The 14,690-nt window shown below is 62.9% G+C and carries 15 protein-coding genes and 1 pseudogene; 7 read left to right on the forward strand and 9 right to left on the reverse strand.

Annotated features, from left to right (window positions below; genetic code table 11):
• Positions 1 to 35: 35 nt before the first annotated feature.
• A complete protein-coding gene (locus NKH59_RS06370) occupies positions 36 to 161 on the reverse strand; it encodes a hypothetical protein (protein ID WP_352817233.1) in 126 nt (41 codons plus the stop codon).
• A gap of 292 nt (positions 162 to 453) precedes the next feature.
• On the opposite strand from NKH59_RS06370, the gene NKH59_RS06375 reads away from it, so the two are divergent.
• From NKH59_RS06375 to NKH59_RS06385, 3 genes and pseudogenes are all read left to right on the forward strand, one after another.
• On the forward strand, positions 454 to 1,254 hold the full coding sequence (locus NKH59_RS06375; protein ID WP_352470839.1) for a lytic murein transglycosylase: 801 nt from the start codon (positions 454 to 456) through the stop codon (positions 1,252 to 1,254).
• A gap of 106 nt (positions 1,255 to 1,360) precedes the next feature.
• On the forward strand, positions 1,361 to 1,783 hold the full coding sequence (locus tag NKH59_RS06380; protein ID WP_352748287.1) for a DUF4279 domain-containing protein: 423 nt from the start codon (positions 1,361 to 1,363) through the stop codon (positions 1,781 to 1,783).
• A gap of 76 nt (positions 1,784 to 1,859) precedes the next feature.
• Positions 1,860 to 2,625: pseudogene (locus tag NKH59_RS06385) on the forward strand (IS5 family transposase).
• Positions 2,626 to 3,550: 925 nt separating this feature from the next.
• On the opposite strand, the gene NKH59_RS06390 reads toward NKH59_RS06385, so the two are convergent.
• Complete coding sequence (locus NKH59_RS06390) at positions 3,551 to 4,774, reverse strand: argininosuccinate synthase (RefSeq protein WP_352770308.1); 1,224 nt, start codon at positions 4,772 to 4,774, stop codon at positions 3,551 to 3,553.
• Positions 4,775 to 4,942: 168 nt separating this feature from the next.
• On the opposite strand from NKH59_RS06390, the gene NKH59_RS06395 reads away from it, so the two are divergent.
• Entirely contained in the window at positions 4,943 to 5,584 is a 642-nt protein-coding gene (locus tag NKH59_RS06395) for a LysE family translocator (protein ID WP_023679833.1), read from the forward strand.
• Here NKH59_RS06395 and NKH59_RS06400 read toward each other — a convergent pair.
• The 3 genes from NKH59_RS06400 to NKH59_RS06410 all read right to left on the reverse strand — a co-directional run bounded on the left by NKH59_RS06400 (position 5,556) and on the right by NKH59_RS06410 (position 8,038).
• Positions 5,556 to 6,035: a hypothetical protein gene (locus tag NKH59_RS06400; RefSeq protein ID WP_353021356.1), complete on the reverse strand. Its 480-nt coding sequence runs from the start codon at positions 6,033 to 6,035 to the stop codon at positions 5,556 to 5,558. The genes NKH59_RS06395 and NKH59_RS06400 overlap by 29 nt on opposite strands.
• Positions 6,032 to 7,264, reverse strand: coding sequence for a dual-specificity RNA methyltransferase RlmN (gene rlmN / locus NKH59_RS06405; protein ID WP_352615494.1), 1,233 nt, complete (start codon positions 7,262 to 7,264; stop codon positions 6,032 to 6,034). Before rlmN ends, NKH59_RS06400 begins: the two co-directional genes overlap by 4 nt.
• A gap of 267 nt (positions 7,265 to 7,531) precedes the next feature.
• Positions 7,532 to 8,038, reverse strand: coding sequence for an invasion associated locus B family protein (locus tag NKH59_RS06410; RefSeq protein ID WP_023721899.1), 507 nt, complete (start codon positions 8,036 to 8,038; stop codon positions 7,532 to 7,534).
• 360 nt (positions 8,039 to 8,398) lie between these two features.
• On the opposite strand from NKH59_RS06410, the gene NKH59_RS06415 reads away from it, so the two are divergent.
• The gene (locus tag NKH59_RS06415; RefSeq protein WP_352929121.1) at positions 8,399 to 9,007 is read left to right on the forward strand and encodes a methyltransferase family protein; all 609 of its coding nucleotides are present in this window, start codon (positions 8,399 to 8,401) and stop codon (positions 9,005 to 9,007) included.
• A gap of 44 nt (positions 9,008 to 9,051) precedes the next feature.
• On the opposite strand, the gene NKH59_RS06420 is transcribed toward NKH59_RS06415, so the two are convergent.
• The 4 genes from NKH59_RS06420 to NKH59_RS06435 form a co-directional block, all read right to left on the reverse strand.
• Positions 9,052 to 9,414, reverse strand: a complete 363-nt coding sequence (locus tag NKH59_RS06420) for a YkvA family protein (RefSeq protein ID WP_352540811.1) — start codon at positions 9,412 to 9,414, stop codon at positions 9,052 to 9,054.
• 92 nt (positions 9,415 to 9,506) lie between these two features.
• Positions 9,507 to 9,803 (reverse strand): 4a-hydroxytetrahydrobiopterin dehydratase, encoded by a 297-nt coding sequence (locus NKH59_RS06425; protein WP_023679826.1) that lies wholly within the window; start codon positions 9,801 to 9,803, stop codon positions 9,507 to 9,509.
• A gap of 6 nt (positions 9,804 to 9,809) precedes the next feature.
• Complete coding sequence (gene thpR / locus NKH59_RS06430; protein ID WP_352450198.1) at positions 9,810 to 10,406, reverse strand: RNA 2',3'-cyclic phosphodiesterase; 597 nt, start codon at positions 10,404 to 10,406, stop codon at positions 9,810 to 9,812.
• 137 nt (positions 10,407 to 10,543) lie between these two features.
• Positions 10,544 to 11,188, reverse strand: a complete 645-nt coding sequence (locus NKH59_RS06435) for an arylesterase (protein WP_352450197.1) — start codon at positions 11,186 to 11,188, stop codon at positions 10,544 to 10,546.
• 107 nt (positions 11,189 to 11,295) lie between these two features.
• On the opposite strand from NKH59_RS06435, the gene NKH59_RS06440 reads away from it, so the two are divergent.
• Both NKH59_RS06440 and NKH59_RS06445 read left to right on the forward strand, forming a co-directional pair.
• Positions 11,296 to 12,006, forward strand: a complete 711-nt coding sequence (locus NKH59_RS06440; RefSeq protein WP_353021357.1) for an ABC transporter ATP-binding protein — start codon at positions 11,296 to 11,298, stop codon at positions 12,004 to 12,006.
• A complete protein-coding gene (locus tag NKH59_RS06445; protein ID WP_353021423.1) occupies positions 12,006 to 14,555 on the forward strand; it encodes an ABC transporter permease in 2,550 nt (849 codons plus the stop codon). The genes NKH59_RS06440 and NKH59_RS06445 overlap by 1 nt, the downstream gene beginning before the upstream one ends.
• Positions 14,556 to 14,690 lie beyond the last annotated feature (135 nt).

Consider the following 14,690-nt stretch of genomic DNA (forward strand, 5'->3'; position numbering starts at 1 on the left):
CGCCTGTCAGCTGCCGACGTTCCTGCCGGCAGATGCTATTTTGCTGCAAGCTGGGCGACGACCTCCTTGGCCACTGCCTCGCCCGACAATCTGGCGCCGCCGCAGGTCTGCATCAGCGGACCGGCCAAGTGCTCGCCGGCGAAGAAGATCTTTTCCGCCACGGGCTGCATCAGCGTGGCGCGCGCTTGCGAGCGGCCGGGCCGCCGCCGCCGCATAGCACACAACCGCTCAGCGCCCCGCCGATGATCACGACATCAACGTCTTCCACGCTTATTCTGTCCCCGCCACAATAATTACTTGATCGTAGGCAAATTCCCGGGCGTCCGCCAGTGTGGTGGATTTGAGGTTCCTGCTGTATTGAGTGCATCGGCGTGGCGCCAGGGCAGTGACAAGCAGGTGTTTCGCAGGCAAGTTCGCAATTGGGAACGTGATTCAGGCAACCAGGAGAGCAGCATGGCATTTCTTGCCAAGGGGAAGATGTTTGTAGTGGCCACGGTGGTGGCGGTGCTTGCGCTGGCGACGGGCGCGCAGGCGGCGGCCAGCTGTGGCAAGAGCGGCGCCGGCTTCGAGGCATGGAAACCGGAGTTCGCCGCGGAGGCGAAGGCCGACGGTGTCGGCTCGAAGGGTCTGGCCGCTCTGGCTCGCGCAACCTACGCGACAAAGACGATCTCCGTCGACCGCGCCATCCATAAGGCTTTCAGCGGCTCGGTGGAAGCTTTCATGAAGCGCCGTGGCGCGTCCGCGATCATTGCCAGGGGCCGTGCGCTGAAGAAGGCCAATGCTGCGCTGTTCGACAAGATCGAACGGAATTACGGCGTGTCGCCGGGCGTGTTGCTCGCCATCTGGGGCATGGAGACCGGCTTCGGTTCCGCCATGGGCAACCAGAATACGGTCTCCGCCATTTTAACGCTGGCCTATGACTGTCGCCGTCCGGAGTTCTTCTACCCGCATGCCATTGCGGCCCTGAAGCTGGTTGATCGCGGAGCGTTGAGCGCCTCGTCGGTCGGTGCCGCGCACGGCGAGATTGGCCACACGCAGTTCCTGCCCGGAAATGTTTTGACGTATGGTGTCGGAAACAAAAATCTGCGCGACAAGAGCACTGCGTTGGCTTCCACCGCCAACTTCCTCAAGAGTCATGGTTGGCGGGCCGGCGCGAGCGCGCAGGCGAATATGGGCGCAATTGCCGGCTGGAATTCGGCGAGCGTCTATCAACAGGCCATCGCCCGCATGGCCACGGCGATCGATGCCGACTGACAGGAAACGCAAAAACGACTGGGCTCGGTTTGGAAGCGCGAGGCGAGCATGAAGAGTCTCGCAACTGCGCAGGGCTTGCCTTGCCCTTTCGAACCTAGGACAGGCGATGATCTCGCTCTCGATCTCTGACTTCGATGCGGACCCCGAGAGGGTGACTGCGATCCTAAGCCTCGAACCGACACGCATAGTCCGCAAGGGCGACCCGATGCGTAACGGTTCCCCGCGCAAGAAGAATGGATGGAGCCTCGATGGTCCGCGGCAAAGGCTCCGGAGTGGGGCCGAGCACGAGAATGCGGTCAACTACCTGATCGAGCAGATGCGAGGTCGGGAGGAAGCCTTCGCCCGGCTGCGGCAGGAAGTGCGGCCGAAGCAGATTACGATCTATGGCGGGTTCTATACGTCCTACGACGAGCAGTGCGGCATCTGGCTTGAGCCGTCCGCGATGAGGGTGCTCGCGGATTGCGGTGTTGGCTGGGGCCTCGACCTTTTCGTTGAGGACGAAGCTCACCAACATGGAAGTGAGGTGTGAGCAGCCGTCCTGTCCGCATTGGGTCGTTTGCCGACTGGCTGGTTCCAAACTTGAGCGGGGTCTGATTCATAAGGGCATGAGCCGATACGATCTGACCGACTTCGAATGGCGGGCGATCGAGCCGCTGTTGCCCAACAAGCCGCGAGGCGTGCCGCGCGTAGACGACCGCCGGGTGCTGAACGGCATCTTCTGGGTGCTGCGATCGGGTGCGCCATGGCGCGATCTGCCCGAGCGCTACGGGCCTCGCACCACTGGCTACAACCGCTTCGTTCGATGGCGGATAGCAGGTGTCTGGGATCGGCTGATGGACGCCATTACCGAGGCCCATGACGGCACGGTGCAGATGATCGACACCTCTATTGTTCGCGTCCATCAGCAGGGTGCGACGGCAAAAAGGGGAATCGAGATCATTGTCTCGGTCGTTCCCGAGGCGGGCTGACGACCAAAATCCATGCTCTTGTCGACGCCGAAGGCAGGCCGATCAAGCTGACGCTCACGGCAGGTCAAATGAGTGACATCGCCTACGCAGCGGACTTATCAAGGATTTGCCCGAGGGTGCCATGCTGCTCGCCGACAAGGGCTATGATGCCAACGCGTTGCGCAATGCCGTCACCGAGCAAAAGGCATGGGCCAACATCCCGCCCAAGGCCAACCGCAAGGACCCGATGTGCTTCAGCCCCTTCCTCTACAAGGCCCGCAACCTCGTCGAACGCTTCTTCAACCAGGCCAAGCAGTTCCGTCGCATCGCAACTCGATATGACAAGCTGGCAGAAAACTACCTCGCTGCCCTCAAACTCGTCTCCGTCCGTATCTGGCTACGCGGTAACGAGTCTACGTCCTAGTCTAGAGCTTTGTTTTAACGCAATCCCGGACGGAAAACCGTTTCACGCTTTTCCTGGAATTGCGCTATTCGACCGAAAGTCCGGCCAAGCCCCGGGCGTGGAAACTTCGTCAAACACCGCCATCGGCCCGGTCGCGGTAAGGACGACGGACGCCGTTTCGCGCCCGAATACGCGAAGCGGGGCCGGCAATTCATATTGCTTGAGGAAAGGATTGCCGGAAGAAACGTCGTTCCAGCCGAGCTTTGCGGGCGCATCGGGGCGGTCGGTCAGCCAAAGGGCAAAACCACTATATGTCGGAACGTCAGCCCTGCACTCGACCAGCGCGGGAAGGTCGAGGGAGGGGGGTCATCGTTGGCTTTGGCGACGGCCAAGTTCGCCAGGACAGCCAACGCGGGCAGGAAACCAGCTCCAAGCGTGGCCAAGCGCCTGGGCACATCACGCTCAATAATGCACGTAGCCGCTCAACGGGCATTTCTGGGAAATGGGAATCTGGAAGGGGCCGTCAAAACTTTTGCAGGTACGGAATTTGGAATTCCGCGGCGCCGGGGTAGCCGCTTTTGGCTTGTCCCCGATGACCGTCGGGACTCTGGGACCCTGCGCGTAGCCGCTCAACGGGCATTTCTGGGAAGCGGGAATCTGGAAGGGGCCGTCAAAACTTTTGCAAGTATGGACCTTGGATGTTTGCCCCGCCGGGACTTGCGTGGACTGACCCGCGGTAAAGACGGCCACCGCCGCAAGCAGAAGAAAAAGTCTGTTTTTCACTGTCAAAGCCCTCCGACCCGCACGAGAAGTAAGATCAAATCACGGAAAGGTCAAACAGGAAACGATCTGAAATCGCGGCTTCTATTATATTAGAGACGCCAAATAAAACCCGGTGTCCTCACCGGGTTCCTAACTCATCTAAGCATTGGGCCTGTTGGGAATATCAACCCTTGCGATTGCGCGCCGCCAGTGTCCGCAGCCTCAGCGCGTTGAGGCGGATGAAACCTTCTGCATCCTTCTGGTCGTAGGCGCCGCGGTCGTCCTCGAAGGTGACCAGCGCGTCGGAATAGAGCGTCTTCCTCGACTTGCGGCCGCTGACCATGACGTTGCCCTTGTAGAGCTTCAGCCGCACGGTGCCTTCGACGTCTTCCTGGCTCTTGTCGATCATCGCCTGCAACATCAGCCGCTCGGGCGCGAACCAGAAGCCATTGTAGATGAGCTCGGCATAGCGCGGCATGAACTCGTCCTTGAGATGGGCGGCACCGCGGTCGAGCGTGATCGATTCGATCGCCCGGTGGGCGGCGATCAGGATGGTGCCGCCGGGGGTCTCGTAGACACCGCGCGATTTCATGCCGACGAAACGGTTCTCGACCAGGTCGAGCCGGCCGATGCCATTGTCACGGCCGAGATCGTTCAGCGCCGCCAGCATCGTCGCCGGCGACAGCTTCTTGCCGTTGAGCGCGATCGGATCGCCCTTGAGGAATTCGATCTCGATCTCGGTGACCTTGTCCGGCGCGTCCATCGGCGAGATGGTGCGCTGGTGGACGAATTCCGGCGGTTCCGTCCACGGGTCCTCCAGCACCTTGCCCTCGGAAGACGAATGCAGCAGGTTAGCGTCGACCGAGAAAGGCGCATCGCCCTTCTTGTCCTTCGGCACCGGGATCTGGTGCTGCTCGGCGAAGTTGATGAGATCGGTCCGCGACTTGAACGACCAATCGCGCCACGGCGCGATCACCTTGATGTCGGGGTTGAGCGCATAGGCCGACAGCTCGAAACGCACCTGGTCGTTGCCTTTGCCGGTGGCGCCATGCGCGATCGCATCGGCGCCGGTCTCCCTGGCGATCTCGACAAGATGTTTCGAGATCAGTGGCCGGGCGATCGAGGTGCCGAGCAGATATGTGCCTTCATAGACAGCGTTGGCGCGGAACATCGGAAAGACGAAATCGGATACGAACTCCTCGCGGACATCGACGATGCGGATGTCCTTGATGCCCATCATCTCGGCCTTGCGCCTGGCCGGCTCCAGTTCGCCACCCTGGCCGAGATCGGCGGTGAAGGTCACGACCTCGGCGCCGAGCTCGGTCTGCAGCCATTTCAGGATGATCGAGGTATCAAGGCCGCCGGAATAGGCGAGCACGACTTTCTTGACGGCTTTTGCTTTCGACATGGTGGGCAGTTCCGCGACAGGGGTTCTTCGCGGGCGAGGTATCACGGCGTTTTAGGCAAGCGCAAGGGACGAACGATGCCTGGACCAGATGCTTCATCTCCAAGAGGCTGGCGAGGACACGGCTCTTGCGCTATGGCTGCGCCGTCTTTTGCCGCTACGAGACGAGCCATGTCCTTCATCCCCGACAGTACGACGCTTATCCAGTTCTCCATCGCCACCTTCATCCTGGCGATCACGCCCGGGCCTGACATGACGCTGTTCGTGTCGCGCACGCTGAGCCAGGGCCGTGCCACCGGCTTTGCCTCGATGGCCGGCGCCTTGTGCGGCACGCTGATCCACACCACGCTGGTGGTGGTCGGCGTCTCGGCGCTGATCGTCGCCTCGCCGATGGCGTTCTTCGTGCTGAAGATTTTCGGCGCCGGCTATCTGGTCTTCCTGGCATGGCAGGCGATCACAAAAGGGTCGGCGTTTTCACCGGAGAAGAAGAGCGGGCCGCAGATCTCGCTGTTCCGCAGCTGGGCGGCGGGGCTCGGGGTCAATCTGCTCAACCCGAAGATCATCCTGTTCTTCATGACCTTCCTGCCGCAATTCGTCTCCGCGCATGATCCCGACGCGCCGGGAAAGCTGTTCTTCCTCGGCGCGATGTTCGTCGTGCTGGCGATCCCGGTGACGGCGCCGATGGTGCTGGCGGCGGAAAAATTCTCGGCCGCGATGAAATCCAGCCCGCGTGTGACCCGCGTCGTCGACTATCTGTTTGCCGGAGTTTTTTCGGCCTTCGCGCTCAAGATCCTGACGGCCCAGGCGAAATAGGGCGTCCGATCTGACGCCAGCTTCCGGCCGAGCGCCCGGCGCTCAGCCAGTAGAAAATACCGCCGACCATGCCGCAGCCGATCACCGCCAGCATGACGCTGGTATTGGTAACCTCGAAATTGGCATCGGCCGTCTGGTGGACGAAGCCAAGGAAGACCGCCGCCACCACAGCACCCGCCAGCGCATAGAACAGCCAGTCACGCCGGCCAAGGATCTCGGAGACGAGGATGGCGATGGCGGCCGGCATGAAGGCGAAATAGGCGACGAACAGCGCGACGAAGGGGATTGAAAACCACAGCGACGCCTGCGCCGCCGGTTGCGTCTCGTCCGTTATCAGCCCAAGAGACGCCAGGAACATGATGTTAAGGAAGGCGCTTGCCGCCAGCGAAGCAACGCCGTAGCCGACAAGGATGACGGCGAAGCGGATGAGATAGGCGACGAGGCGGTTCACGCCTCGCCATGCCCCGCGATCATCATGGCTTCCAGCGCCAGCCGGTCGACCTTGCGCATGCGCTCGGAGTCCGACTTGAGCTGGCCGCAGGCGGCGAGGATGTCGCGGCCGCGGGGCGTGCGGATCGGCGAGGCATAGCCGGCATTGTTGATGTAGTCGGCGAATTTCTCGATCGTCTCCCAGTCCGAGCACTGGTAGTTGGTGCCCGGCCACGGATTGAACGGGATCAGATTGATCTTGGCCGGGATGCCCTTGAGCAGCTTGACCAGCGCCTTGGCGTCCTCGATCGAATCGTTGACGTCCTTCAGCATGACATATTCGAAGGTGATCCGCTTGGCGTTGGACAGGCCGGGATAGGCACGGCAGGCAGCGATCAGTTCGTTCAGCGGATACTTCTTGTTGATAGGCACCAAAAGGTCGCGCAGATCGTCGTTGGTGGCGTGCAGCGAGATCGCCAGCATGACGCCGATCTCCTCACCGGTGCGGAAGATCTCGGGCACCACGCCTGAGGTCGAGAGCGTGATGCGCCTCTTCGACAGGGAAAGCCCGTCGCCGTCGGATGCGATAAGCAGGGCCTTCTTCACCGCCTCGAAATTGTAGAGCGGCTCGCCCATGCCCATCATGACGACGTTGGACACTTTCCGCCCCTCGGCCGGCACGATGGCGCCGTCGGGCGTGTCGCGGTCGGGGAAATCGCCAAGCCGGTCCCGGGCGGTCAAGAGCTGGGCGAGGATTTCCTCGGCGGTCAGGTTGCGCACCAGTTTCTGCGTGCCGGTGTGGCAGAAGGAGCAGGTCAGGGTGCAGCCGACTTGCGAAGAGATGCAGAGCGTGCCGCGGCCTTCTTCGGGAATGTAGACGGTCTCGATCTCGACCGGCCGGCCGGCGCCGCGCGGCGGAAAGCGGAACAGCCATTTGCGGGTTCCGTCGGAGGAAATCTGCTCCTCGACGATCTCGGGCCTGGCGACGGTGAAATGCCTGTCGAGCGCGGCGCGCAGATCCTTGGAGATGTTGAACATGCCGGCGAAGTCGGAAACGCCGCGCACATAGATCCAATGCCAGAGCTGTTGGGCGCGCATTTTCGCCTGGCGCTCCGGCACGATGCCGGCGGCGACGAGGGCGGCCCCGAGTTCGGCGCGCGTCAAGCCGATCAGCGACGGTTTTTCAGGCGTCGTGCGGGTGCGCAACGCGTCACGCGCGCCTTCGACGGTAAGATCGAATGAAAGGGTCATTGTTGCGCCAATATAAGCGATTTGCGGCCGAATACAGCATCGTGCCCGAAATGAAGCGCGGCGCATAGCACAGGTTAGCGGCGGAGTCATGCCGGGGTTCTTCCTTCTCCCCTTGTGGGAGAAGGTGGCCGAGCGAAGCTCGGTCGGATGAGGGGTGCTCCAGCTTGGCTATGACGGCACTCCGTCCAACACCCCTCAACCGTCTCGGCGCTGCGCGCCGATCCTACTTCTCCCACAAGGGGAGAAGGGAAGACCGCGCCTAACCGCCTACTTGCACTTGGCGATCGAGGCCAGCGCCGCCGAGATGCCCTTCAGCGAGAAGACGTAGGTGGTGGTGTTGCCGCGGCCGGACTTGGCCGACACCTTCATGTCGGTGCCGGTCTTCATCGCGGCTATCAGCACCGGCTCCTCGGCGGCGTTCTCGACCCAGGCCGACTTGCCGCGCGTGAACATCGAAAAAGACTTCTTGTCGATGGTGACGGTGGCCTTGGAACCTTCCTGGAAGGTATAGCCGGCAATGAATTGCGGCTCGTAGGACACTTGCTGCCCCGGCCGCTGGCTGACGAAGAAGAACATGTCGCCGTGATCGAGCGTCGGCGGCTGCTTGTCGGTTGGCACCGTCAGGACATAGCAGACCTTGCCGCCGCCCGACGCCTGATAACTGTAGGTGCCCCAGGCATTATGCTGGCCGATCTTGGTTGCCGACTGCGCCAGCGCGGGCGCCGTCAAGGCCACCAGGGCCAGGCTGGAAACTATAGCAATCAATCCGCGCATCGCTTTTCCCGTATTCCACTGGTGCGGCGGCAGGCCGGCTCGGCGTCCTGCCCGTCGCTTCATTTTGATTTAATCTGGGTTACCAAACGGTGAATTTCCCCTTAGAAAAGGATGTTCACGCCAGGAAACCGCCGCCGTCTTCGCGCTGCCGCTCGAAAAAGCGGCTGGCGCAATGTCCCTGCCGCGACTTGGAGGCCACGAAAACGGCAAGAGTTTGACTTTTCAAGCAGCTAGGTCTTGCGGCGATTCTCGCTTTTTGAGGTGCGTGACGAATTTCCCTGCAGGCGGTACCATGTCTGCGTTCGCCGCCACGGCGCTCGGCCAGGGTGCCCTCCCTGGCGGCTTACGGGAGATTTGGCCATGGCCATTTCCGAGACAGTTCTGACCCTGGCGGGCGGCACAGTCGTCCTGGCGATCGTGTTCGGCGTTCGTGTCGCCGTCCGCGTGGCGGCCGGTGGCGCGGTGCCCCGGTCGGATGGCGGGGAGGCGGCGGGCGGATCGGGCGCCCCCGACGTGGCCGGGGTCATTGCGCTGCCACCTTTGATCTTCCTCGGCTTCCTGGTGGCGGCAACCGTGCTCGAGGTGCTCGTGCCGCTCCCGGTCATGGCCGGGCAGGCGCTCGCCCGCTATCTGACCGGCGCCGTGCTCGCGGTGTGCGGCTTCGTGTTCATCTTTATGGCAGCGGACCGCTTTCAGGCCGCTGGAACCAACATACCACCGACCTTGCCAACGACGGCGCTGGTCGTCGACGGTATCTATCGTCGGACCAGGAACCCGTTCTATCTGGGAACGACCCTCGTCTATTTGGGCCTCGGCGTCGCGGCCGGAAGTCTTTGGGCTATCGCGCTCGTCATCCCCCTGCTGTGGGTGATCAATACCGGCGTTATCGCGCCGGAAGAGCGCTACCTCGAGCGGAAGTTCGGAGATGTCTATCGCGCCTACAAGGCGCGGGTGCGGCGGTGGATTTGACGGCCGGAAAGTCGGTTCTCACGCGATTTTTGCGCCGCACCGGCTCAGCTCTTGCCGGCGATGGCCTGCCTGGCGGCGAGCCGGTGCGCCGGCGTGATGTGGGCGCTGACGGCGGTAATCGCGGCGGTCAGCACGGCGATGTCGTCGGTGAAGCCTAGCCCAAGGATGAAATCGGGGATGACGTCCGTCGGCAGCACGAAATAGCCGAGCGCAGCAATCAAGGTGCCCTTGGCGCGAAGCGGCGTCTTCTTGTCCATGGCACAGTAATAGGCGGCGACCACCTCTTCCATAAACGGGATATGCCGGGCGGCCTTCTTCGCCGTACGCCAGAACTTTTCGCGCACTTCGCTCTCGTTGCCCGGCTTGCTGCCGAGGCCGAAGAAATCAAAACCGGATTTTTGCGCCATCAACCTCTCCTTGCGGCCGTCGCGTGACTTCACGCGTGACCGCGACGCAAAATGTGGTGAAAGCCGAACCTCGCTGCAAGGTGCAGATAGGCTCAGCCGCCGAAATAGCGGTTCATTTTCCTGGCCAGATCGAAATCCAGCGCGGTCAGGCCGCCGGCGTCGTGCGTGTTGAGGGTCACGTTCACCGTCTTGTAGACGTTCGACCAGTCGGGATGGTGGTCCATCTTCTCCGCGGCCAGGGCAACGCGGGTCATGAAGGCAAAGGCTTCGGAGAAATTCTTGAAGGTGAAGCTGCGGGTGATCGAGCCACCATCCTTGGCCAGCGACCAGCCGTCGAGGCCGGCAAGTTCGGCGCGGATCGCCTCTTTTGCTAGTTTCTCCCTGGCCATGTCCGTCTACCGCATGATCCGCGAAGCGTCGGCGGCGCCGACCAAACGGCTGGCGACGCGGTTGTCGGCACCTGAAAGCGGCCAGGCCTCCTCGACGACGTAAGGCCCGCCGCCAACCGAATCGCGCGACGACATCAGCACGAAGCGGCCGACCCGGAACGGCAGCGTCGAAAAATTGCCGCGTGCCGACAGGTACTGGGCGACGTCGAGCGGGCTCGAATTGCGCAGGCGGGCCAGCGTCACATGCGGCATGAACTTGCGCGGGTCGGCCGGGATGCCGAGCCGCTGGCAGATGCGCTCGATCTCGGCCTGCAATGCGGAAAGATCGGGCGAAGCGGCGACCCCGGCCCACACCGCATGCGGCTTCTTCTGGCCGAAGGCGCCGACGCCGGACAGCGTCAGCGGGAAGGACGGGCGGTGAACACGGTCAAGCGCATTGGCGATGTCGTCGGCGACATGGCCCTCGACATCGCCGATGAAGCGCAGCGTCAGATGATAGTTTTCGACGTCGATCCAGCGGGCTCCCGGCAGGCCGCCCCTGAGCAGGGACAGCGAAAGAGCGGCATCACGCGGTATCTCGAGGGCGGTAAAAAGACGCGGCATGGGAAGCCTCCTGTCCTCGAATCGAACTCTTGCCCCTAGCGAATCATCGATATCCAAACGGGGCAAGGGGTTTGTTGGTCGCAGGCCTGCCTAAAAGCTTCCCCTGCGGAAGGTGTTGCGACGGCGAACCCTCGCCTTCAGGAATTGCCCCGGACCGCTTCAATGGTCTTCTCCACACTGGGCAGGATACCCTCGACGATGCGGTCGACGCCTCGGGCGTTTGGATGAAGGCCGTCCTCGAGTTGCAGGACGGATTGACCGGCGATGCCCTCGAGAAAGAAAGGATAGAGCGGCACGCCATATTTTTCAGCCAGTCGCGGAAAGGTCGCGTCGAAGGCGTTCTGGTAGTCGGCGCCGAGATTGGGCGCCGCGCGCATTCCGGCAAGCAAAACGGCGATCTTGCGCTGCTTCAGCTTTGCCAGCATGGCGTCCAGGTTCTTTTCCGCTATGGCGGGCGAAACGCCGCGCAGCATGTCGTTGGCGCCGAGCTCCAGGATGACCAGTTGCGTGCCGTCCGGCACCGACCAGTCGAGCCGCGACAGACCGCCGCTCGTCGTATCGCCGGAGACGCCGGCGTTGGCGACCGTGACATCGTAGCCCTTGGCGCGCAGCGCCGCCTGCAGCTTCTCGGTGAAGCCCTGACCTGGCCCGAGGCCATAACCCGCCATCAGGCTGTCGCCGAAACCGACAATGGTGAATGGTTCAGCACGCGCCGACGAAATGGCGCCGCAAATGGCGAGGAAAAGGGCGAAGGCTGCGGCAAAGGTGTGTTTGAAAGCCATGCGGCAGGCCCCATATGACCAGGAACATCTGTTGGCGAAGGCAGGTTTTCGTCTTTGTCGAGCATCGGATGCACTAGCCTTCATCCCCCATATAGGACGATTTGATTTTGGAAGAAGCCGTCATTTCGCTGAAGGACGTATCGCTGACGCTCGGCGAAGGTGCATCCTCGGTCCATGTGCTGAAGGGCGTCAGCCTCGATGTGGCGGGCGGCGAAGCGACAGGCATCGTTGGACCTTCAGGTTCGGGAAAGTCGACATTGCTGATGGTTTTGGCCGGACTTGAAAGGGTCGATTCGGGGACGGTCCGAATTGCCGGCGAGCTGCTCAACGGCAAAAGCGAAGATCAGATCGCATCGTTTCGGGGACGAAACATCGGCATCGTATTCCAGTCTTTCCATCTCATCCCCAATATGACGGCGCTGGAAAACGTTGCGGTCCCGCTGGAGCTTGCCGGCCATGTCGATCCGTTCGACGTAGCGGCACGCGAGCTGGCAGCGGTGGGCTTGAGCGATCGCGTCACCCATTACCCCGGCGAATTGTCTGGCGGCGAGCAACAGCGCGTGGCGATCGCCCGGGCGCTGGCGCCGTCGCCGCGCATCCTGATCGCCGACGAGCCGACCGGCAATCTCGACCAGGCAACGGGGCGGCACGTCGCCGACCTGCTGTTTGCCAAGGCGGCCGAACGCGGCATGACGCTAGTGCTGGTCACGCATGACCCGCTACTCGCGGCCCGCTGCTCGCGCCAGGTGTCGATGCGGTCGGGGCTGATCGAAGACGCGCCTAAGCCGGCCACCTGGGCTGGCAAGGTGACCGCATGATGCCGCTGGCGCGCACGCTGAGGCTCGCCTTTCGGTTTTCGCTGCGAGAAATGCGTGGCGGACTGTCCGGCTTCCTGATCTTCCTTGCCTGCATCGCGCTCGGCGTCGCTGCGATCGGCGGCGTCAATTCGGTGGCGCAAGCGATTTCCGCCGGTGTTGCCGACCAGGGCCAGACGCTGCTCGGCGGCGATCTCCGCTTCCAGCTCAACCAGCGCGATCCGACCAGAGCCGAACGCAGCTTCCTCGACCAGCTTGGCACGGTTTCGCACAGTGCCAATATGCGCTCGATGGCGAGGCTCGAGGACAGCTCCGACCAGGCGCTGGTCGAGGCCAAGGCGGTCGACGGCGCCTATCCGCTCTACGGCGCGCTGGAGACCGAGCCGGTGCTGTCGCGAGAGGATCTGTTCGGCGAAAAATCCGGCGTCTTCGGCGCCGCCGCGCCGGACCTCTTGTTCGAGCGGCTGAACCTTGGCATCGGTGACCGGCTAAAGCTCGGCAGCGCGACGTTCGAGCTGCGCGCCAGGCTGGTCAACGAGCCGGATGCGGTGTCGGATGGCTTCGGCTTTGCGCCGCGGCTGATGGTGTCGACCGACGGGCTAGCCGCTTCCGGCCTGATCCAGCCGGGCAGCCTGGTCGAGAACGCCTATAAGGTCCGGCTGCCCGGCGGCACCGGCGAGGCACAGATCAAGGCGATCCAGGAGCAGGCGGCAAAAGAGTTCCCGCAGGCCGGCTGGTCGATCCGCACCCGCAGCAACGCGGCGCCGGCGCTGTCCTCCAACATCGAACGGTTCTCGCAATTCCTGACGCTGGTCGGGTTGACGGCGCTGGTGGTCGGCGGCGTCGGCGTGGCTAATGCCGTGCGTGCCTATCTCGACGGCAAGCGCGGCGTCATCGCCACCTTCAAGAGCCTGGGGGCTTCGGGCGGGTTCGTCTTTGCCGTCTATCTGGTGCAGATCCTGATGATCGCCGCCCTCGGCATCACGCTAGGCCTTGTGCTTGGCGCGCTGATGCCGTTCGCGGCCAGCGCGGCACTCCAATCGGTCATTCCAGTGCCGGCGGAAGGTGGGTTCTATCCCGGCGCCCTCGGCATGGCAGCGCTGTTCGGGCTGCTGGTGACGCTGGCTTTCGCCTTGCTGCCGCTCGGCCGCGCCCGCGACGTGCCGGCAACGGCGCTGTTTCGCGAAATGGGTTTCGAGGGCCGCGGTTTTCCCCGCCCGCTCTATATCGCCGCGGCATTGGGCATCGCGCTGTTGCTCGCGGTACTGGCGATCCTGTTTTCCGGCGACCGCCGTATTGCCTCGATCTTCGTTGGCGCCACGATCTTTTCGTTCCTGGTGCTGCGTGTGGTCGGCTCGCTGGTGCAATGGGCGGCGAAGAAAAGCCCGCGCGTGCGCTCGACCGCGCTCAGGCTCGCCATCGGCAACATCCATCGGCCTGGCGCCTTGACGCCGTCCGTGGTGCTGTCGTTGGGACTCGGGCTGACGCTGCTGGTGACGCTGGCGCTGATCGACGGCAATCTCAGGCGGCAGATCTCGGGCAGCCTGCCGGAGAGGGCACCGAACTTCTTCTTTGTCGATATCCAGAGCAGTGACGTCGATGCCTTCTCCGCGCTGGTCGGCAAAGAGGCACCGCAAGGCAGGCTGATCAAGGTGCCGATGCTGCGCGGCCGGGTGATGGCGCTCAACGGCGTCGATGTCGACAAGGTCAAGGTTCCGGCCGAAGGCGCCTGGGTACTGCGCGGCGATCGCGGCCTGACCTATGACGCAAAGCTGCCGGAGAATGCGACGCTGACCGAGGGCAGCTGGTGGCCGGAGAACTATGCCGGCGAGCCGCTGGTCTCGTTTTCCGCCGAGGAAGGCAAAGAGATCGGGCTGAAGCTCGGCGACACCATCACCGTCAACGTGCTCGGCCGCAACATCACGGCCAAGATCGCCAATTTCCGCCAGGTCGAATGGGAAACCATGGGCATCAATTTCGTCATGGTGTTCTCGCCCAACACATTCGCCGGGGCGCCGCATGGCTGGTTGGCGACGCTGACCGAGACGAATGCGTCGGCAGCCGACGATGCGCATCTTCTCAACGCCGTCACGCGTGCCTTTCCCGCAGTGACGACGGTCAGGGTCAAGGACGCGCTCGAAATCATCAACCGGCTGGTGGCGCAACTCGGCACAGCAATCAGGGCAGCAGCGGGGGTGGCATTGATCGCCTCGGTGCTGGTGCTGGCCGGAGCGCTCGCCGCCGGCAACCGGGCTCGCATTCACGACGCGGTGGTGCTGAAGACCCTGGGTGCGACCAGAAAAACGCTGATCGCCGCGTTTTCGCTGGAATACATGCTGATCGGCCTTGCTACCGCGATCTTCGCGCTGGCGGCGGGCGCTGTGGCGGCATGGTTCGTCGTCGCGCGCATCATGACGCTGCCATCGCACTTCATGCCCGAGGTGGCGGTGGCGACCATCGGCTTTTCGCTGGTGGTCACGGTCGGCATCGGCCTTGCCGGCACGTGGCGGGTGCTGGGCCACAAGGCGGCGCCGGTGCTGCGGAATCTTTGAGCCAGAGCCGGTTTCGATTAAATCTCGGTAATGTTCCGGGCGGGAAGGCCAATAAAACCGTATCTCCGGCACTTCACGGAGCATTACGCTTGGTTACGGTCTTGTCCTTTACGCCAAGAACCATCATATTTCGGC

The organism is Mesorhizobium sp. M0998 (genome assembly GCF_040318885.1).
Lineage (GTDB): Bacteria > Pseudomonadota > Alphaproteobacteria > Rhizobiales > Rhizobiaceae > Mesorhizobium.